This is a genomic window from Notoacmeibacter sp. MSK16QG-6, from assembly GCF_024158145.1.
Taxonomy (GTDB): domain Bacteria; phylum Pseudomonadota; class Alphaproteobacteria; order Rhizobiales; family Rhizobiaceae; genus Notoacmeibacter.
On record NZ_JAMYXM010000010.1, the window covers coordinates 1 to 19,904 of the forward strand.

Consider the following 19,904-nt stretch of genomic DNA (forward strand, 5'->3'; position numbering starts at 1 on the left):
GATCTGGCGCTGTTTCAGAGGTTTCTTCACGCCAACCATTCGACCGGCGTTCCATGCGGGCCTGCCGAGCGCTGCAGGATCATACTGTGCTGTACCCATGTCCATACTCCTTCGGCCACTATTGGCCATCAGGAGGATAGGCGAGCATGGTGAAACAATGGGCTCAGCAGCTGACCATCAAGCTGCTGGGCTTTGAGTATCGGCGCACGGAGAAAGACAAGACAGCGGCGCGTTTTTTAGATTTCAGATTGCCGCAGTTTACGCTTGGTGCCGATGATCATTGGAAAGTGCCACGGCTAGCCGGTGATTGTCACTCAACCGTCACGTAGCGACATTAGTCCCTGATGGATCGCAAAGGGGACAAAATGCCGGGCGTAGCTCAAGCGAATATTCGAAGACGCGATCGTTTTGCCGTTCTGGCACGCTGCGAACTTGACGATCTGGAGCAGCAGTTCCGCACGCTCGGCCTTAATCCAGAAGTGACCTTTCTGCGGCCAATCGAGACCGGGCTCGTAATGCTGCGCGGCCGCGCGGGCGGTACTGGCGCAGCATTTAATCTCGGCGAAGCGACTGTTACGCGCGCCTCGGTGCGGCTCGGTGATGGCCGCATCGGCCATTCCGTCGCTCTTGGCCGCGACAGAAAACGAGCGACGCTGGCAGCAGTAGTCGACGCGCTAGCCGCCGAGGCCGATGACGAGCAGCGGATCGAGACGGCAATCATCGCACCGCTTCGTCAGAAATTGGCAGAGGAGGACCGCCGCGAAGCCGAGCTCGTGGCGGCCACGAAGGTCGATTTTTTCACGATGGTTCGAGGAGAGGATGAATGAGCCTTTCGAATGTCGGCTCTGAACAAGGCTCACCGCTCTCCGGTGGCTTCGTCGACGCCGTCCCCGAAGCCCAGCGGGCCTTTCACGCTTTGATGAACGCGCTCGCACAGCCTGGTCGATGCCAGCCCCTGAAGTCGCTTCTTGCGCCCGAACCGCTGCCCGGTCTTCTTGGCACGATCGGTTGTACGCTGCTCGATCATCAGACCAGCGTCTTTCTCGATGAAGCCCTTCAAGGCGGCGGGCAGGTAGGCGAATGGCTGATCTTCCAGACCGGAACCGTGATTGCTGATCAGCGAAAGGACGCCGGATTTGCCTTTATTGTCGACGGCGAGCGAATGCGGCTGGCGGACTACGGTCCCGGCGATCAGGCCTATCCCGATCGCTCGGCAACGCTTTGCGTCAATGTTCCGTCATTTGCCGAGGGCCCGCGGCTCAGCCTCGAGGGGCCTGGTATCAAAGGCAAAATGATTATTGCGCCGGCGGGCCTTCCTGCCGATTTCATCGACCAGTGGGCCGATAACCATGCCCTCTTCCCGCGTGGTGTCGATCTCTTCCTCACATGCGAGGGTGAGGGCGTGATGGGTCTTCCTCGTTCCATCAACATCGTTCAGGAGGGCTAGTTTTGTATGTCGCCGTCAAGGGTGGCGAAAAGGCCATCGAGAACGCCCACCGCCTGCTTGACGAAAAGCGGCGCGGTGATCGTCGACTGCCTGCGCTTTCCCTTGAGCAGATTGCCGGACAACTTGCGCTCGCCGTGGACCGGGTAATGGCGGAGGGCGCGCTCTATGATCGCGAGTTGGCGGCGCTTGCCGTCAAACAGGCGCGAGGCGATATGATCGAAGCGATCTTCCTGCTCCGAGCCTACCGCACAACGCTGCCGCGCTTTTACGAGAGCCTTCCCGTCGATACCGGCGCCATGGGGATCGAGCGTCGTATCTCCGCCTGTTTCAAAGATCTGCCCGGTGGCCAGCTCCTTGGCCCGACCTTCGACTACACCCACCGCCTCCTCGACCCTGATCTGACAGGCGAGGAGGTGGAGCCGAACGATCTCGGCACTGCTGAAGCCAATGACGCCGTGATGCGTGTATCGGACATTCTTGCCGCCGATGGGATGATCGAAAGCGAGGAGCCTCTCGTCGACGAAGATGGCGTCGAGGCGACGCCGGGCGACATGACGCGGCGGCCTCTTTCCTATCCGCTGAGTCGCGAGCAGAGATTGCAGGCGCTGGCACGCGGCGACGAGGGGTTTCTTCTGGCGCTCGGCTATTCGACACAGCGTGGCTATGGAAGGAACCACCCCTTTGCGGGTGAAATCCGCATCGGACTGGTCGAGGTCGAGGTCGATCTGCCTGAGCTCGGGCATGCCGTGCCGATCGGCCGCGTCCGCCTGACCGAATGCCAGATGGTCAACCAGTTCCGCGGCTCGTCAGAGACGCCGCCGCAATTTACGCGCGGCTATGGCCTTGTTTTCGGCCAGAGCGAACGCAAGGCCATGAGCATGGCGCTCGTTGACCGGGCTCTGCGCGCCCGCGATTTCGGAGAGGACGTGTTAGCACCAGCGCAGGATGAGGAGTTCGTCGTCAGCCATTGCGACAATGTTCAGGCGACCGGCTTCGTCGAACATCTGAAGCTTCCGCATTACGTCGATTTCCAGTCCGAACTGCAATTGATCCGGACGCTCCGCCAGGAGTGGGCGGAAGCGCGGGAAAGCGACGCGGACGGAGATGAGGAGTTCGGTCGGGAGGCGGCCGAATGAGCACCATCCTCGATCTTCTTGATCGGCCGGCGATTGACGATCTGGCGCGTTACAATTTCGCCTATCTTGACGAACAGACAAAGCGGATGATCCGCCGCGCTATCCTTAAGGCGATTGCCGTGCCGGGCTATCAGGTGCCGTTTGGCAGCCGCGAAATGCCGATGCCTTACGGATGGGGAACCGGTGGCGTCCAGGTGACGGCGTCAATCCTTGGTGCGGACGATGTATTGAAGGTCATCGATCAGGGTGCCGACGATACCACCAACGCCGTTTCGATCCGCAAATTTTTCCAGCACGTTGCCGGCGTTAAGACGACGACAAGCACGGAAGAGGCAACGGTAATCCAGACGCGCCATCGCATCCCGGAGCGGGCGCTGAAAGCCGGTCAAACCATCGTTTTCCAGGTCCCCATTCCCGAGCCGCTCCGTTTTCTTGAGCCGCGCGAAACGGAAACACGGGCCATGCATGCACTCGAGGAATACGGGCTGATGCATGTGAAGCTATATGAAGACATTGCCCGCCACGGCCACATCGCGACCACTTATGCTTATCCGGTCAAGGTGGCGGGTCGCTACGTGATGGACCCGTCACCAACGCCGAAATTTGACAATCCGAAAATGCACATGAACCCGGCACTGCAGCTTTACGGTGCAGGCCGAGAAGCGCGCATCTATGCGATCCCGCCCTACACAGAAGTGGTTAGCCTGGATTTCGAGGATCATCCTTTCGCCGTGAACCGGTTCGACCGGCCCTGCGCGCTTTGCGGCGCAGAGAACGTCTATCTCGACGAGGTGGTCACTGACGATGCTGGCGGGCGCATGTTCGTTTGCTCCGACACCGACAATTGCGAGGACCGCCGCGCGGAAGGCTATGTCGGCGAACAGACCGAAGCGGCGGAAAGTGGCTTGTCCGGGCCAAGGGAGGCTCGCTCATGAATCGCCAGCTTTCCGTCAGCGAACGCGCCATCATGGAACCGGATCAGCCCCTCCTCTCCGTTCACGGCCTGACCAAGCGCTATGGCCACCGCATTGGTTGCGAAGATGTTTCCTTCGATGTCTGGCCGGGTGAAGTTCTGGCCATCGTCGGCGAGAGCGGTTCCGGCAAGACGACGCTCCTGAACTGTGTTTCGACGCGTCTGACGGCAAGTTCAGGCACTGCGACCTACCGGATGCGCGATGGTGCGTCGCGGGACCTTTTCACCGTGGAGGAAGCGCAGCGCCGTCATCTCCTGCGTACCGATTGGGGGTTCGTCCACCAGAACCCTGCCGATGGCCTTCGCATGACAGTTTCCGCCGGCGCCAATGTTGGTGAACGCCTGATGGCCGTCGGGCAGCGCCATTATGGGCAAATTCGCGAGACGGCGACAGACTGGCTCGGGCGCGTCGAAATCGCGGCCGAGCGGATCGACGATCAGCCGCGCGCCTTCTCCGGCGGCATGCGCCAGCGGCTACAGATCGCGCGCAATCTCGTGACCGCGCCGCGCCTTGTCTTCATGGACGAGCCGACCGGCGGTCTCGACGTCTCCGTGCAGGCGCGGCTTTTGGATCTTCTCCGCGGCCTCGTCGCCGATCTCGGTCTCGCCGTGATTATCGTCACCCACGATCTTGCGGTTGCGCGACTGCTATCCGACCGCATCATGGTGATGAAGGATGGCCGTGTCATCGAGACGGGACTGACGGACCGCGTCTTGGACGATCCTCAGGCGCCATACACCCAGCTTCTCGTTTCCTCGATCCTGCAGGTTTGAACCGTGCCGACCGAACCGACACAGCAAAGGCCGCTCATCGTCAGCGATATGGCCAAGAGCTTCACCATGCACCTGCAGGGCGGTCGGAAACTGCCGGTCCTCGACAAGGCCTGTTTCTCTCTTGAAGCGGGGCAGTGCGCCGTCCTGGCTGGGCCCTCCGGTGTCGGCAAGAGCTCGATCCTGAAAATGATCTACGGCAACTATGTCGTCAATTGCGGGACGATCGCTGTCTGGCACGATGGTGATGTCCTGGATATCGCCAAGGCTGATCCCCGCACGATGATGGCCGTCCGCAAACGGACTATCGGCTATGTCAGCCAATTTCTCTCGGTCGTACCACGCGTGTCGACTCGAGACATCGTCGCCGAACCGATGATTGCGCGCGGCATTGAAAAAAGTGTAGCTCTGAGCCGTGCCGAAACGCTTCTGGAACGTCTCAACCTACCGCGACGCCTCTTCGACCTGCCACCGGCGACCTTTTCCGGCGGGGAGCAGCAGCGTGTGAATATCGCCCGCGGTTTCTCCACCGATCACCCGATCCTTCTGCTGGATGAGCCGACTGCTTCGCTAGACAATGCCAACCGCGACGTCGTGCTCGAGATCATCGAGGAGAAGAAGGCGACGGGGGTCGCCCTTCTCGGCATCTTCCACGATCTCGACACCCGCCGGCGCGTGGCCGACAAGCTGATAGACGTTTCCGCCTTCGCGCCTTCCGAGGCCGCCTGAGACGATGCCGAAGCTCTCCAGAGAGCCGCTGATCCACGAGACAGCGTCAGTCGAAAACTCAACGCTCGGACGATACACGGAAATTGCAGAGCGATGCCGGATCTCTGAAACGGTGCTCGGCGACTATTCCTACATCATGCAGGATGGCGGCGTCTGGTGCGCGACGATCGGCAAATTCGCCAATATCGCCGCAGCGGTCCGGATTAACGCGACCAACCATCCGACCTGGCGCCCGACGTTGCACCACTTCACCTATCGTGCCGGCGACTACTGGGAGAGCGAGGCGAATGAGGACGATTTTTTCGCCTGGCGCCGGGACCATGCGGTGACGATCGGCCACGATACCTGGATCGGCCACGGCGCGACTGTTCTGCCAGGCGTGACGATTGGTGACGGTGCCGCGATCGGCGCCGGGGCCGTTGTGAGCCGCAATGTTGCACCCTACACGATCGTAGGAGGCGTGCCGGCCCGACCGATCCGTTCCCGCTTTCCCGAAAATATCGCCGATAGCTTTCAAAAACTGGCGTGGTGGGACTGGGATCATAAAGCCCTGCAGCAGGCCCTGCCGGACTTTCGCGTGTTATCCCCAGAGGCATTCCTGGAAAAATACGGCGATTGACCCGTCGCGCACGAGATTGTCACGAGTCTGTTAACCAGGCCGCCTAGGCTTCGCCTCGATGATTGATGGAGGCGTATTGTGCTGACACTCGACAGCCTGACGAAACGCTTTGGCGATAAGGTCGCCGTCGATGCCGTCGAGCTCGATATTCCCGAAGGGCAAATGGTCGGTATCATTGGCCGTTCCGGTGCGGGTAAATCGACACTTCTTCGCATGATCAACCGCCTCATCGATCCCTCCGAGGGGCAGATCCGGTTCGGCGACGTTAACGTCACCACTTTGAGCGGCAGCGCACTCCGACGCTGGAACCGTGACTGCGCCATGATTTTCCAGCAGTTCAATCTGGTGCCGCGTCTCGACGTGCTGACCAACGTGCTGCTCGGCCGGCTGAATCATAAGTCGACATTCGCCAGCCTGGCAGGTCTCTATTCGCGTGAAGAACGTTTGATGGCGATTGCAATGCTGGAGCGGCTCGGCGTCGTGCAGACCGCTCTTCAGCCGGCGGGTACCTTGTCTGGTGGCCAGCAGCAGCGCGTTGCGATTGCCCGCGCCATGATGCAGGAGCCTCGCCTGATCCTGGCCGACGAGCCGATCGCTTCGCTCGATCCATTGAATGCCAAGGTGGTGATGGACAGCCTCGCAGACATCAACAGGCGCGAAGGGATCACGGTCGTCACCAACCTTCATACCCTCGATACGGCCCGGACCTACTGTCAGCGGATCATCGGCATGTTCGAAGGACGGGTGGTCTTCGACGGCACGCCCGCCGAACTAACGGCAGCCGAAGCGCGCCGCCTTTACGGCGCGGCCAATGACGGTTTCTCCGAAGCGATGACGTCCACCGCTCTTGCCGATGACGATAACGCCTCCACCGGAGCCCCCACGCGCTCCCTGGAAGAGGATCGCGCGGATACCGAGCTCGCCAAACAGCGCGCTGAAGCTCTCGTCTAAGTACACCCTTCCCGTTCCGCCGCATGCCGGACCGGGCGGCGCGCACGGTTCAATCAAGAAAACCGGTTCGCCCTACGGAGTGTCACAATGATCCGGAATCTCCTCCTCGCATCGGTCGCCGCCCTTTCGGTCGGATTCGCTGCTTCTGCTCACGCCGAGGATAACAAGAACGCCGAAATGGCAGGTGGCGAAGACGGCAAGGTCTTCCGTATCGGCATTATCGGCGGTGAAAACGAAGCCGACCGCCTTCGCAATTTCCAGTGCATGATCGACACGCTGCCAGACGCTATCGGCGTCGAAGAAGTCAAGCTTTTCCCGGCTGCCGACTATGACGGCACGATCCAAGGCCTGCTCGGCGGAACGCTCGACTATGCCGAACTCGGTGCATCCGGTTACGCAAAAGCCTATCTGGAAGACCCGGATGCCGTCGAGCCGATCCTGACAACCGTACAGACCGACGGCTCGACCGGCTATCACTCGGTGATGGTCGCCCGCAAGGATAGCGGCATGACCAAGCTGGAAGACATGAAAGGCAAGAAGCTGGGCTTCGCCGATCCCGACTCGACCTCCGGCTTCCTCGTCCCGTCTGTGACCCTGCCCGAAGCGGTCGGCATGCCAGTGAAAGAGTTTTTCGGCGAAACCGGTTTTGGCGGTGGCCACGAAAACCTCGTTCTCGGTGTCGTGAAGGGCGATTTCGATGCCGGCACTACATGGGCCTCAGGTGTTGGTGAATTCGACGACGGCTATACCTCTGGCAACCTCCACAAGATGGTCGAGAAAGGTATTCTTGACATGGAAGACCTGGTCGAGCTGTGGAAGAGCCCGTTGATCCCGAACGGTCCCATCGTCGTCCGCGCCTCCATGTCCGATGACATGAAGAGCAAGTTCAAAGACTTCATGATGAAGATGCCCGAGAACGATCCTGAATGCTTCTCGGCAATCCAGGGTGGCGACTACAAGAGCTATACGGAAGTCACGAAGGACTTCTACAAGCCGATCATCGACGCTCGCCGGTCCACGATCGGCGGTTGATAAGGCGCTTACGCAAACGCCATCGCCGGCCACTGGGCTGGCGATGGCGCTCTAACGTGCGGGCTTATCTGTTTTTCCCTTTCGACAAAGGCGTCGAATGACCGTTTCATCCGCCTCTAAACCGGCGTCGCCCTCTGCGGCTTTTCCGCAGGAGAACCGGCTTGCCGATCGTTGGGAAATCGAGATCCGTCGGCGGCGGCTCTATACCGCGTTGACGGTTTTTATCATTGCCGGGCTGACCTTGGCTTCGCTGGTTTTCGCCAACGAGACCAATGCGGGCAAGTTCTTCGATCGGCTGCCCTATTTCTTCGACTTCTTCGGCGATCTTATTCCGCGCGATGCCATGGAACCGATCCGCGCCCTTTTCGATCTACCGTCACCTTACGACAATGGCAGCTTCAAATACGATTACCCTGCCGGTCGTCACGATTTCATCGGCGTGTTCTATATTCCCGAATATTTCATGGCGATGCTGGAGACGCTCAACATCGCCCTTTTGTCGACGATGATCGGCTTCACTTTTGGCTTCCTCTTTTCCTTTCTCGCTTCGCGAAATCTGGTTCGCAGCGTGTGGATTCGCGGCGCCGTCCGCCGACTGATGGAAGTGCTGCGCGCATTCCCGGAAATCGTCATTGCAGGCTTCTTCGTTGCTATCATGAGTCTAGGCCCAATCCCGGCGATCGCGGCAGTTGCCATTCATACGATCGGAGCGCTCGGCAAGCTCTTCTTCGAGACGGTCGAAAATGCGGATATGGGCCCGGACGAGGGTCTGCGCGCTTCAGGTGCAAGTTGGGTGGAACGGGTCCGCTTCGGCATCGTACCGCAGGTCATGCCCAACTTCATGAGCTACACATTGCTGAGGCTGGAGATCAATGTTCGCGCGTCAACCATCATTGGCGCCGTCGGCGGGGGCGGTATCGGCGAACTTCTGCGCCTGTCCATTTCACGCGGCCATGAGGCCAAGACGCTGGCGATCGTCTTCCTGCTGTTCTGCACGATCGTCGCCGTCGACCAGTTCTCGGCGTGGCTTCGCCGCCGGTTAATCGGCGAACAGAACTTCGGATTGGCGTGAGGGAAGATGCGATGACCGCTATCGATTACGACGCCATATCCGAACGCCATGAAGAGCTGCTGCAGGCCAATAAATGGAAGCGTTTCGCTCCGCTGATCATGCTGGTCGCGATCGTCTTCTATTCAGTCTATTGCTGGTGGTTCTTCGCGGTTGGCGAGACGTTGCGCCGCGTCGATCTCTCCATCGCCGAGAACTATCTCGCCGACTGGATTTCCTATGAAGCGCGGCCGGATTTCGACATCGAAACCGATGGCGCGATGCAGATCGTGTTCCCGAGATTTTCACCGCTTGGCAAGGACCCCAAACCGGATTGGATCGTCATCGAGCGCGGTACGATGGAGCGCGAGATCGGTGGCGGATCGCAGAATTCTTCGGCAGGTTCATCGGCCGGGTCCGGTCTGCCCGCCACCGGTTTCACGGGCGAGGGTGACCAGATCGGCACGACAAGCCAGAAGCGCCCGGCGACTGGTTTCATGGGCGAAGGCGCGCAACTTGGGACGACATCGGGAGGTGGCAGCGAAACCGGCGAAGAAGCGCCGACCACAGAAACCGTGAATGTCGTACGATCCGCTCAGGTGAGCTTCGGAAATGCCGGTGAAATCGATGTGACGCCAAAGCGCGTGACGGTCAAACGGGGCGGGGAAAGCGTCGTGCTCGTCATCGACGTGGATAGATCCGTCCGGCCCCAGTCACCGCTGCCGGACTGGGCCGCGCAGAAATATGAGGACGGTAAGGTAACCGTGCGCTTCGGCTTCGATGGTCGTGCGGAGATCGAGGACGACGCGGTCAAAATCCGGCGTCGCTTCTTCGGTTGGGAGAATTTCCTGTTTGATATCAACTCGCCTTATTTCGGGATGAGTACCGGCGAAGTTCTCAACACTATCGTCCGCGGCGAGCGGCTCGATCCGTCGCGTTCCAACCTGTCTCTGGCCTGGAATAACATTCTTTACAATGCCAGCTGGCAACATCTCGACGTCTGGATCAAGCTTCTTCAGACAATCGTCATGGCGTTTGTCGGAACGCTGTTTGCGTCCATTGTGGCGTTTCCGCTGGCTTTCCTCGCCGCCCGCAACATCACCCGAAACAGGTTCGCCAATCATCTGACCAAGCGCTTCTTCGACTTTCAGCGTTCGGTCGACATGTTCATCTGGGCGCTGTTTTTCACGCGCGCTTTCGGCCCGGGGCCACTTGCCGGCATCTCGGCGATTTTCTTCACGGACACGGGAACGCTCGGCAAGCTCTATTCGGAGAGCCTTGAGAATATCGACGGCCGCCAGCGTGAGGGCGTCCGTTCGGTGGGCGCCACTCCAACGCTGGTGCAGCGATTCGGCGTCCTGCCTCAAGTCCTTCCGGTCTTCGCCAGCCACGCTCTCTATTTCTGGGAGAGCAATACGCGTTCCGCGACCATCATCGGCGCCGTTGGGGCTGGCGGTATCGGTCTAAAACTCTGGGAAGCGATGCGGACCAATCAGGATTGGGAGAACGTCGCCTATATGGTTCTTCTCATCCTGATCACCGTCTATGTCTTCGACCGGATTTCGACGGCGTTGCGTGTCCGTCTCATGCGGCAGAACTGACGTCACCCAATGCGATACGCGATATACTTTACACCCCCACAGGATCATCCGCTCACACGGGCCGCCTCTCAATGGCTCGGCCGCGATCCCTTCGCACCCGATAGCGCGCGCCCGTCGCAGCCATCCGTGGCCGACGATTTGGCGCAGGCAGAGTGGTGCAAGCTGACGGAGAGCCCACGGCGCTATGGATTTCATGGAACCATCGTTGCGCCGTTTGAGCTGACGAACAGTGCGAGCGAAGAGGCGCTTTTCTCGGCCTTTGACCAATTCTGTGCGAAGCAAACACCTTTCAGCGTCGCTTTGCGGCTCGGCGAACTCGCCGGCTTTCTGGCTCTCCTGCCAGTCAATTCGCTCTCGGCGATTAGGCGAATCGCAGCCGATGCCGTTCAGGCGTTTCTGCCGTTCCGCGAGCCGCTCAGCGAAGCTGACCGCCAACGCCGAAATCCGGCCGCTCTCACCGAAAACCAGCGCAACATGCTCGACCGCTACGGCTACCCGTATGTGATGGACGAATTCCGGTTTCACATGACGCTGACGGACCGGATCACCGATACCGATACCGATACCGATACCGATACCGATGGACGGGCTCGTATTCATTCAATCTTGCAAGACCATCTGCGCGACCAGACGTGCACGCCGGTCGCCTTTGATAGTCTGTCAATTTTCATGCAGCCGTCGCGAGACAAGCCATTCCGTGTGGTCCGGCAGGGCGTCTTCGGTGACGACAGGAAAAGGAACGAATAACCGTGAGCGATGTTCAAATTTATTCTAACGCGGCGATTGTTCGCCGGAGCGACATCGTTCGTGGCACACTCGTGGTGCGCGACGGCAAAATTGCCGAAATAGCGGAGGGATCTGTCGCCGGCGGTGTCGACTGCGAGGGTGATTTTCTGATTCCGGGACTGATCGAACTGCACACCGATCATCTTGAAGGCCATTATTCGCCACGACCGGGTGTTCGTTGGGACAGGACGGCCGCGATTCAGGCACACGACGCGCAGGTCGCGGCATCGGGCATTACGACCGTGTTCGACTGCCTGCGACTCGGCTCCGATGAAGAAGGCGGCTTCGAGGTCGGCGAGATGCGGGCGATGGCCGATGCGCTGAAGGCCGCACAACAGGACGGCCGCCTCCGTGCCGATCATCTCATCCATCTGCGTTGCGAGGTTTCTGCCCCTGATGTGCTCGATCATTTCGAGCCGTTCGAGGGTGAGGAGATGGTCCGCCTCGCTTCGCTGATGGACCACGCGCCCGGGCAGCGGCAGTTCCAGACGATGGATCAGTATACGCTCTACTACAAGACAAAGAAGGGCATGAACGACGCCGCATTCGACGCATTCGTCGAGAAGCGGAAGACGAATTCGGCCCGCTATGCAAACGAGCATCGCAGAATCCTCGGCGAGCGGTGTGCCGAACGCGGCATCGCCCTCGCCAGCCACGACGATGCAACGCCGGAGCATGTCACTGAAGCGAAAAATCTTGGAATGCGGCTCGCAGAGTTTCCGACCTCGCTGGAAGCGGCACGCGCCTCTCACGACAATGGAATGAGCGTCCTGATGGGCGCACCCAATGTGGTGCGCGGAGGCAGCCATTCCGGCAATATCGCCGCGACCGATCTTGCCGATGCCGGCGTTCTGGACGTTCTTTCATCGGATTACGTTCCGATCAGCCTGATCACCGCACCGTTCGTGCTCCTTGACCGTGGCATGGCGTTGCCTGATGCGATTGCTCTCGTCACCGCGACGCCGGCAAGGACAGTCGGTCTCGACGATCGCGGGGAATTGCTAGAAGGCGCGCGGGCCGATTTTGCCCGCATAAGGCGTAGCGGCAAAGGCGACATGCCGGTCGTTCGAAGCGTCTGGCGCGAAGGCGCGCGGGTGGCATAGCTCCCATGGCGGCGGTACTGACACCGCAGAAGGGCGCTGGATGTCTGATGACGGTTGTTGGACCGAGCGGCGTCGGAAAGGACACGCTGATTGCCGAAGCGCAAAAGGCGCTCGGTGATCGGCCCGATATCTTTTTTGTCCGCCGGACAATTACGCGACCCGCCGATGCGGGAGGCGAAGAGCACGATGCGGTCGATGAGGCAACGTTCCGACAGCAACTCGCGGCTGGAGCTTTTGCGGTCGCCTGGCGGGCGCACGAACTTTCCTACGGCATCCCGAGCCAGGCTCGCGATCATGTAGCAGCGGGTGGCCTCGCGATCGTAAACGGATCGCGCCACGCCCTGCCGCACATCGCAGCTGCCTTCCCGGTGCTTCATGTGGTTGAAATTACAGCTGACTCGGCGATTCTTGCCCGCCGGCTGGCGTCCCGGGGCCGAGAAAGCGCCGAGATGATCGAAGCAAGGCTGGGCCGGACCCCGCCATCCGCCGCGATAGGCCAGCCGACGACCGTGATCGATAATTCCGGCGATCTGTCTGTAGCTACCGAGCGTCTTCTCGCACTCATTTCGTCGCTGAGGCCAGCTTGTTAAAATCATGCCGGGAGGGCAATGGAGCCATCCCGGCAATCGGTGTTATTTCGGAGATCTTTGCTGTTCGATCAGAGGTGATGCGTCCGCTTTTGGCAACTGCCTGGTGCTGTCCATAGGACCGAATGGGCGGCGCATTACCGACGCTCTTTCCGTCCTATCAAATGTCCGCTTGGAGCCCAAAGTGCAAAATGCTGCGGAAGCAACGAATGGCGGTTTTGGGATTCGGCGCTATCAGTATCACAGAAAAGAAAATGCCCACCAAACGTCCACTGCAACAACTCTGTCATCTTCGACGCTCCCGTAAATGTTGAGCTCAAATCGATCAGGGGCCGGGCCAATACGCGCAAAGAACCTGTTGAAGTTCGTGCCATAGGGCACGCTTCTGAATTTGCCAAAGTCTCGAAACGCTTGAAAATGAAAGTCGTAAGAGAATGTTGGATCATCGGCATGACGTGTATCGCGAGCGCGTGAGTATCTGGGGTTTGAATTCACGACACGACCCACTCTGAAGTCGTTTTCCGCCAACCATTGTCGGGCCTCAGCGGTCGTCATGTCTGAAAATACACCCTCCAAGCAAATCTCATACTGAGTATCCGTTAACACTCTGGAGCATTGATCCGGACCACTCGGAACGTACAAAAGAAATAGCAAAATTCCAAAGCAGGCTAAGCCAATGAGTCTTCTGATATACTTAATTCGCGGGTGGTCAGATATTTTTCTTTTGAACGCGCGCATGCCCCAAGCGAAGCCTGTCACAACCAACATCACCACCCCGAGCAACATCAATACGGGGCCCAGGAAGATCAATCCCAACCCCAATGAATTTGCGATTTCAACAATATTGTGTTCGCACCGGCCCGCGTTATCGCAATCGTTTGTATAAACCAGGCTTGGGATTTGCAGCAAAAGGCCAAACAACACTGGACCGACAATCAGCAGAACGGACGTTGCTAAGCTTAGGAAATAGCGATTTCTGTAAAACCTGATCTCCAAATCGCACCTCGCTCAATAAGAATCTAGTAGAATGCAGCATACTCGACCGATCAAGAGCCATATGGTCATTGGAGGTGACATCGCCACGTTTGGCCCAGGCGGGCGTTCCACACAATAGAAAAAGGGCGAAGTTGACGGTTTAGCCGCCGACTAACAGCAAGCGGCCATTTGGTTGACATCCCTAACGGCAGCTTCTTCCGCACAGGCGACCTCCGCAGCGACGATGGGCAGCGTCCGCTTTTGGGCTGATGTAAACGTCGACCAACGTCCGATATGGCGGCGCTTAGCTGACTGGCAGATTCTCCGAGGAGCGGTCAATCGGCTCGGGGGCCGACGTTGAGCAGACAGACCGCTTGTCGATCGTGTTTGATATTACGTCGACGTCTCGGCCGTCAGGTTCTGCTGTCCTTGCGCATGCATCAATCAAAATCCCGCAGGCCTCTTTAACGCCAGAGCAATTATACCCGAGTTGCCGTCATAGCATCTTCTTAAATACAACTAACAAGTGCTGGACTCACCCGCCGGCGCACGCTTATTTTCCTATCAGGATGTAACCGCCAGAGGGACCTGGGGTTCAGGGCTTGCGCCTTCGAGGGGAAATAACATGATCAACGCATACGAGCGTGTGCATACGCGCAGCAGGGAGATGGTCGCTGCCGTCCATTCGGGGCGGCAAGCAAAGAGGGAATATCGCCACATGGCTTACGAGAACCGGCCGGACGAACGCATGACAATCGACCCCGAGACGGGACATTGTCTTATGAAGAAGAAATCTGGAGGACTGGAATACAACGATTGTTTCGTCCTCAAGGCCTTCGGCGAAATTATCCCCTTCCAGTGCAAGATGGAATTTACCGATTATGTCAATGAAGATACAGGTTTGCAAGACATTATTTGGCATGTAGTTGGATTTGTTGGATTTATAGCCCATGAATCAACTGGTAAGTTCAAAGTTCGTAATGTTAAATACAATTTAACGATTAAAGATCCTTCAAACAATATAGAAATTATCAATGAAGTGAGGGCGTCATTAAAAGTTTTTAAAAGTAATTACGGAAACACAAAACACGTTGTGTCTTCAATATTATTTGAGGAAAGAGATTGCTGCTCTACTGAGAAAGGTACGCACTAATGTCATATCAGGATATTATCAGCTCCTTTATCATCGAGTACGATTTGCGTTCGGCTAATGAGGAGGGGTTCACTCTCAATGAGCTTGAAAGTTTAGTCGAGCAAATTGCTGCCGATGCTGAGGCAGTGACGGTTGAAGGCGCTAGTGCCAGCGCAGTTTATAGCGGCAGGTTTGGCGGAACTAAGGACGGCGCGCGTTCAGTCGCTCTTAAACTTTATGACGATTCTTCTAGCCTAATAGCAATCATCGATGAAACTCCGCTCGGTCTATTTCTCGATCCCGAAAGCGACTATACCGGCGCATCCCAGTTCTGGGATGCGCTAGTAAAGGCAAACAATGGAAACGAGGCTGCGGCCAAAGACGTTCTCTACGGCACGTCGAATTTCCATGAGCGTGTTCTTTTTGACATCGCGTCGGAAGCTTATGCCGCAAATGCGGTCGGGCCTATTATTGCCTTGGTGCCAGAAGCACGTCCCGATCGTATTTTCGCTCGCACAGAGCTTGAAGCTCTCCTAAATAATCCCAACGTTACCACTATCAATGGAATCGGCCGCGCCGATCTCAAATCTTATTTCGACACGTCCGCCGCTTCATTCGGTAAAGAACATGCGGCAGGCAATTTAAACAATGCCCTAAGAACGCATTTTTACGGCGAATTTCTTGCCAATGGACCCGAGTTGCGTGTGGGGATCGATGGCTCCGTCGAATTTAGCAGAAGTGTCCTCGACGACCTCGGTCTTAGTCACATTGATCCAATCCATCCAGATTTCAACTCGGTCATCAGCGAGGCTTTCGTCGACGCGGCCGACTTGGAAAGCGTCATAAAAACACCTCGGTTTGGCGAAGGCTTCGATGTCCTAAAGGCTGCCGACGCGCTCAAATATATGGGGTTGGCAGGCGACGTTATCACTGTTGCGATCGCTCTAGGAACTGCTGCCGACTTCATTGCTGATGGCGATTGGCAGTCGGGCGGAGAAGTATTGGCTGGCGTATTGGGTGATTTTGCTGGCGCCGCAGCGGGCGCGTGGCTGGTCGCGCCGATTGCTAGCGCCTTCGCTCTCGGTGGGCCTCCCGGTGCGGTCCTTGGACTGGGGATACTCGCCGCGGGCTCTATCGCCGGTTCCCTTCTTGGTGAAGCCGGTGCGCGTGATTTGGTCAACGCACTCGACAAGAGCGGTCTTTTCGATTGGTTTGGCAATATCGCAGGAAGTTCTGGCGATTGGTTACGTTCATTTATGGACGACATTGGGGACCGGATTGACGGTGTCTTGCCGGAGTTTCCTTTCGGGTGGCCGCCATCACCTCCCATTCCGCCACTTGATCCGTTCGTTGTCGATCTGGACGGGGACGGTATTGAACTAATCTCCGTTGATGCATCCAGCGCCCATTTCGACTTCATGAATGATGGGTTTGCGGAGCGAACGGGCTGGTTGAATAGCGACGATGGTTTTCTATTCGCTGATGCGAATGGTAACGGACTGGCAGATGGTATCGACGAATTGTTTGGTTCGGCAACGCAGGATGGGTTTGCCGAGCTTACGACCGTTGACGACAATCAAGATGGAAAGATCGATGCAAGCGACGCAATCTTCTCATCTCTTCGGATCTGGCAGGATCTGAACGGCGACGGCGTCGCCACGACCGATGAGATCAGTACACTCCTTGATCATGGTATCGTCTCAATTGGCACCGATGGAGAGAATGTCTCAAAAAGCCTGGCGGGCAATAAAATCCAGTATTCCGGTGAGGTTACGCTAACAGACGGTTCTAGCCTTGGGACTGGAGCGGTGTTTTTCGCAAGGAATACCACACTGTCAAAATGGGTGGCGCCGGATGGGTTCGAGATCGATCCAGACACAAAGGAGCTTCCCAATCTTAAGGGTTACGGCGAGCTCCGCGATCTCAACGCGGCTATGTCATTGGACTCAAGTTTGAAAATTGCAGTCGGCGAGCTGGTTGATGATGCTGTAGGCCTCTCAATTGCGAGTTTGAAAGGCCGCTTCAACGAAATTCTCCATCAGTGGGCGGGTGCCGATGGATCAAAGCTTGGCTTTCTGGAGACGTTCTTCGGTTCTCCTCATAATACTTGGGGTCATGGCGATGCCGACGAAGTGATTACTCCGCGTTTCGCCGAAGCGATACATGATTCCTTCAATGAAATTTCTGACGTGTTGCTCTTTCGGTTTGCGTCCCAAGTTTCTGTCAGCTACCTCGCTCGAGACGGCAATTTTGTTGCATTGGCAGGGAGCCCATTACTCCTTTTAGGCGGTCTCCGCTACGACGACGATAGTGACAGCTTCGCCGGCGCGGTTCCGACTGGCCTATTGGGGGCCGTGCTGTCTGTCGGCCATACAACCAGCCGCGGATACATTCAGACACTAACCTCGTTACTAAAAGGCGGCCTGTATGATTTCTCAGATAGAGACTCCGCTATTCTCAAAGCCAAGATACGTGAGGCTTTTGCGACCATTAGCGATCCGACCCTCGCTCTGATCGCTGAGGAAATGATTTCTGCGGACCATGTTCGCATTGGCGGTGATGAGGATGATCAGTTGGGTGGCGGGCGTGCTCGCGATCTCTTTATCGGCAATCAAGGCGACGACACCTTCAATGGGGGAAGCGGTAACGACACGTACCTCTATGTTCGCGGCGATGGCAATGACACCATATGGGACGGTGGCGATAGCGGCATTTGGGACGGTTCCAACGATCGCCTGGTCTTTGCCGACCTCACGCAAGACAATATTCGGCTGGAACGGACCGGCTATACGGATATCACGCTCAATATCGTGGACGAAACTGACGTTTCCACACTTCTCGGTTCGGTCACGATCAAGGATGGATTGGACGATCGCTATGACCGGGGAGTCGAGCGTGTCGAGTTTTCCGATGGATCCATCTGGACGCAGGGTGACATTCGACGCATCTGGCTGGAACAAGCCGCCACGGATGGAGATGATGTCATCAATGGTTTCAATGCGGCCGACCTGATCACCGGTGGGCTCGGCAACGATACGCTGCAAGGCGGTGCGGGCTCCGACACCTATATTTATGCCCGCGGCGATGGAGATGATGAAATCTTCGACAGCGGTCAGCACGAAGCCTATGTGACCGACAGTCTGGTTTTCTCCGATATCAACCCGGACGAAGTGTCATTGGTCCGCGACGGTAGCCACGTCACACTCGTCATCGCTGAGAGCGCTCCAGGTGCAGGCGATGGTGGCTCCTCGATCAGGCTCGGCGACAGTCTCAATCCAGACTACGATAAGGGTCTGGAAAGGGTCGTGTTTGCGGACGAGACGACCTGGACCATCGGCGCCATCCGCCAGATGCTGATCGATCAGGCCTCTACGGACGGTGACGATGCGATCAGTGGTTTCAACAGCGACGACACCCTCGCCGGTGGTCTTGGCGATGATACGCTCAATGGGTTTCGCGGCTCCGACAGTTACATCTACTCCCGCGGCGATGGCGATGATGTCGTCACTGATAGCGGCTCAAGTGAATCCTATCACGTCGTCGATAGTCTGATCTTCAACGACATCAATCCGGACGAGGTCTCTCTGGTTCGGGACGGCAGCTATGTCACGCTTGTCATTGCCGAAAGCAGCCCCGGTGCCGGCGATGGCGGCTCGGTACGGCTCGGCAACAGCCTGAACGCCTCCTATCGCGAAGGCCTCGAAAAGATCGTCTTCTCCGACGGCACCGAATGGACCATGGACACTGTTCGGCAGAATTTGATGGAGCAAGAGTCTACCGATGGCGATGACACCATCATCGGCTTCGGTGATGCCGATACGATTGTCGGTGGCTTGGGCAACGATATTCTCAAGGGTGAGAGAGGTTCTGACAGCTACATCTATTCCCGCGGCGATGGAGATGACGAAATCTTCGACAGCGGTCAGCACGAAGCCTATGTGACTGACGTTCTGACTTTCACTGACATCAATCCCGCCGACGTTACACTGGTCCGCGACGGATATCACGTGACCATCGTCGTTGCTGAGAGCAGCGAAGGCGCGGGCGATGGCGGCTCAATCCGGCTCGTCGAAAATCTCAAGGAAGATTACGGCCAGGGCCTGGAGAGGATCGTGTTTGCCGACGGCACCGTCTGGACGCGTAATGATCTACGTTATCTGGTTATTTCCGCCGCTGGCACCGATGGTGACGATTCCATCAGCGGAACCAATGCGGCCGACCTGATCACCGGTGGGCTCGGCAACGATACGCTGCAAGGCGGTGCGGGCTCCGACACCTATATTTATGCCCGCGGCGATGGAGATGATGAAATCTTCGACAGCGGTCAGCACGAAGCCTATGTGACCGACAGTCTGGTTTTCTCCGATATCAACCCGGACGAAGTGTCATTGGTCCGCGACGGTAGCCACGTCACACTCGTCATCGCTGAGAGCGCTCCAGGTGCAGGCGATGGTGGCTCCTCGATCAGGCTCGGCGACAGTCTCAATCCAGACTACGATAAGGGTCTGGAAAGGGTCGTGTTTGCGGACGAGACGACCTGGACCATCGGCGCCATCCGCCAGATGCTGATCGATCAGGCCTCTACGGACGGTGACGATGCGATCAGTGGTTTCAACAGCGACGACACCCTCGCCGGTGGTCTTGGCGATGATACGCTCAATGGGTTTCGCGGCTCCGACAGTTACATCTACTCCCGCGGCGATGGCGATGATGTCGTCACTGATAGCGGCTCAAGTGAATCCTATCACGTCGTCGATAGTCTGATCTTCAACGACATCAATCCGGACGAGGTCTCTCTGGTTCGGGACGGCAGCTATGTCACGCTTGTCATTGCCGAAAGCAGCCCCGGTGCCGGCGATGGCGGCTCGGTACGGCTCGGCAACAGCCTGAACGCCTCCTATCGCGAAGGCCTCGAAAAGATCGTCTTCTCCGACGGCACCGAATGGACCATGGACACTGTTCGGCAGAATTTGATGGAGCAAGAGTCTACCGATGGCGATGACACCATCATCGG

At 57.7% G+C, this 19,904-nt stretch carries 18 protein-coding genes; 17 read left to right on the top strand and 1 reads right to left on the bottom strand.

Annotation, left to right across the window (positions count from 1 at the left end; genetic code table 11):
• The first annotated feature begins 146 nt into the window (after positions 1 to 146).
• From NIM86_RS17005 to phnN, 15 genes are all read left to right on the top strand, one after another.
• Positions 147 to 329 (top strand): hypothetical protein, encoded by a 183-nt coding sequence (locus NIM86_RS17005; RefSeq protein WP_253383898.1) that lies wholly within the window; start codon positions 147 to 149, stop codon positions 327 to 329.
• Positions 330 to 365: 36 nt separating this feature from the next.
• Positions 366 to 827, top strand: a complete 462-nt coding sequence (phnG, locus tag NIM86_RS17010) for a phosphonate C-P lyase system protein PhnG (RefSeq protein ID WP_253383900.1) — start codon at positions 366 to 368, stop codon at positions 825 to 827.
• On the top strand, positions 824 to 1,447 hold the full coding sequence (gene phnH, locus NIM86_RS17015) for a phosphonate C-P lyase system protein PhnH (protein ID WP_253383901.1): 624 nt from the start codon (positions 824 to 826) through the stop codon (positions 1,445 to 1,447). The genes phnG and phnH overlap by 4 nt, the downstream gene beginning before the upstream one ends.
• A 2-nt stretch (positions 1,448 to 1,449) precedes the next feature.
• A complete protein-coding gene (locus NIM86_RS17020) occupies positions 1,450 to 2,583 on the top strand; it encodes a carbon-phosphorus lyase complex subunit PhnI (protein ID WP_253383902.1) in 1,134 nt (377 codons plus the stop codon).
• A gap of 32 nt (positions 2,584 to 2,615) precedes the next feature.
• A complete protein-coding gene (locus NIM86_RS17025; RefSeq protein ID WP_253383914.1) occupies positions 2,616 to 3,518 on the top strand; it encodes an alpha-D-ribose 1-methylphosphonate 5-phosphate C-P-lyase PhnJ in 903 nt (300 codons plus the stop codon).
• A gap of 32 nt (positions 3,519 to 3,550) precedes the next feature.
• The gene (phnK, locus tag NIM86_RS17030) at positions 3,551 to 4,330 is read left to right on the top strand and encodes a phosphonate C-P lyase system protein PhnK (protein WP_253383916.1); all 780 of its coding nucleotides are present in this window, start codon (positions 3,551 to 3,553) and stop codon (positions 4,328 to 4,330) included.
• Positions 4,331 to 4,378: 48 nt separating this feature from the next.
• Complete coding sequence (gene phnL, locus NIM86_RS17035) at positions 4,379 to 5,056, top strand: phosphonate C-P lyase system protein PhnL (protein WP_253383918.1); 678 nt, start codon at positions 4,379 to 4,381, stop codon at positions 5,054 to 5,056.
• A 4-nt stretch (positions 5,057 to 5,060) separates the two neighbouring features.
• Positions 5,061 to 5,675 (top strand): DapH/DapD/GlmU-related protein, encoded by a 615-nt coding sequence (locus NIM86_RS17040; protein ID WP_253383903.1) that lies wholly within the window; start codon positions 5,061 to 5,063, stop codon positions 5,673 to 5,675.
• A gap of 78 nt (positions 5,676 to 5,753) precedes the next feature.
• Positions 5,754 to 6,626 (top strand): phosphonate ABC transporter ATP-binding protein, encoded by an 873-nt coding sequence (phnC, locus tag NIM86_RS17045; protein WP_253383904.1) that lies wholly within the window; start codon positions 5,754 to 5,756, stop codon positions 6,624 to 6,626.
• Positions 6,627 to 6,713: 87 nt separating this feature from the next.
• Complete coding sequence (gene phnD, locus NIM86_RS17050; protein ID WP_253383905.1) at positions 6,714 to 7,658, top strand: phosphonate ABC transporter substrate-binding protein; 945 nt, start codon at positions 6,714 to 6,716, stop codon at positions 7,656 to 7,658.
• A gap of 97 nt (positions 7,659 to 7,755) precedes the next feature.
• Positions 7,756 to 8,730 (top strand): phosphonate ABC transporter, permease protein PhnE, encoded by a 975-nt coding sequence (phnE, locus tag NIM86_RS17055; protein WP_253383906.1) that lies wholly within the window; start codon positions 7,756 to 7,758, stop codon positions 8,728 to 8,730.
• A gap of 11 nt (positions 8,731 to 8,741) precedes the next feature.
• Complete coding sequence (gene phnE, locus NIM86_RS17060) at positions 8,742 to 10,307, top strand: phosphonate ABC transporter, permease protein PhnE (RefSeq protein ID WP_253383908.1); 1,566 nt, start codon at positions 8,742 to 8,744, stop codon at positions 10,305 to 10,307.
• Positions 10,308 to 10,316: 9 nt separating this feature from the next.
• A complete protein-coding gene (locus tag NIM86_RS17065; protein WP_253383909.1) occupies positions 10,317 to 11,054 on the top strand; it encodes a DUF1045 domain-containing protein in 738 nt (245 codons plus the stop codon).
• Between the two features lie 2 nt (positions 11,055 to 11,056).
• Positions 11,057 to 12,196, top strand: a complete 1,140-nt coding sequence (locus tag NIM86_RS17070) for an alpha-D-ribose 1-methylphosphonate 5-triphosphate diphosphatase (RefSeq protein ID WP_253383910.1) — start codon at positions 11,057 to 11,059, stop codon at positions 12,194 to 12,196.
• Between the two features lie 5 nt (positions 12,197 to 12,201).
• Positions 12,202 to 12,786, top strand: coding sequence for a phosphonate metabolism protein/1,5-bisphosphokinase (PRPP-forming) PhnN (gene phnN, locus NIM86_RS17075; RefSeq protein WP_253383911.1), 585 nt, complete (start codon positions 12,202 to 12,204; stop codon positions 12,784 to 12,786).
• 237 nt (positions 12,787 to 13,023) lie between these two features.
• Here phnN and NIM86_RS17080 read toward each other — a convergent pair whose 3' ends face one another.
• Entirely contained in the window at positions 13,024 to 13,779 is a 756-nt protein-coding gene (locus NIM86_RS17080; RefSeq protein WP_253383912.1) for a hypothetical protein, read from the bottom strand.
• A gap of 604 nt (positions 13,780 to 14,383) precedes the next feature.
• Here NIM86_RS17080 and NIM86_RS17085 point away from each other — a divergent pair.
• The gene (locus tag NIM86_RS17085) at positions 14,384 to 14,911 is read left to right on the top strand and encodes a hypothetical protein (RefSeq protein WP_253383913.1); all 528 of its coding nucleotides are present in this window, start codon (positions 14,384 to 14,386) and stop codon (positions 14,909 to 14,911) included.
• A partial coding sequence (locus NIM86_RS17090; protein WP_305884472.1) for a calcium-binding protein occupies positions 14,911 to 19,904 on the top strand: 4,994 nt, incomplete at its 3' end. The genes NIM86_RS17085 and NIM86_RS17090, both read left to right, overlap by 1 nt.

Bases quoted from the DNA above. Each gene is read 5' to 3' on its own strand.
- NIM86_RS17005 (WP_253383898.1), top strand. From the start codon at position 147: ATGGTGAAACAATGGGCTCAGCAGCTGACCATCAAGCTGCTGGGCTTT.
- phnG (WP_253383900.1), top strand. From the start codon at position 366: ATGCCGGGCGTAGCTCAAGCGAATATTCGAAGACGCGATCGTTTTGCC.
- phnH (WP_253383901.1), top strand. From the start codon at position 824: ATGAGCCTTTCGAATGTCGGCTCTGAACAAGGCTCACCGCTCTCCGGT.
- phnK (WP_253383916.1), top strand. From the start codon at position 3,551: ATGGAACCGGATCAGCCCCTCCTCTCCGTTCACGGCCTGACCAAGCGC.
- phnL (WP_253383918.1), top strand. From the start codon at position 4,379: ATGGCCAAGAGCTTCACCATGCACCTGCAGGGCGGTCGGAAACTGCCG.
- NIM86_RS17040 (WP_253383903.1), top strand. From the start codon at position 5,061: ATGCCGAAGCTCTCCAGAGAGCCGCTGATCCACGAGACAGCGTCAGTC.
- phnD (WP_253383905.1), top strand. From the start codon at position 6,714: ATGATCCGGAATCTCCTCCTCGCATCGGTCGCCGCCCTTTCGGTCGGA.
- phnE (WP_253383906.1), top strand. From the start codon at position 7,756: ATGACCGTTTCATCCGCCTCTAAACCGGCGTCGCCCTCTGCGGCTTTT.
- phnE (WP_253383908.1), top strand. From the start codon at position 8,742: ATGACCGCTATCGATTACGACGCCATATCCGAACGCCATGAAGAGCTG.
- NIM86_RS17065 (WP_253383909.1), top strand. From the start codon at position 10,317: ATGCGATACGCGATATACTTTACACCCCCACAGGATCATCCGCTCACA.
- phnN (WP_253383911.1), top strand. From the start codon at position 12,202: ATGGCGGCGGTACTGACACCGCAGAAGGGCGCTGGATGTCTGATGACG.
- NIM86_RS17085 (WP_253383913.1), top strand. From the start codon at position 14,384: ATGATCAACGCATACGAGCGTGTGCATACGCGCAGCAGGGAGATGGTC.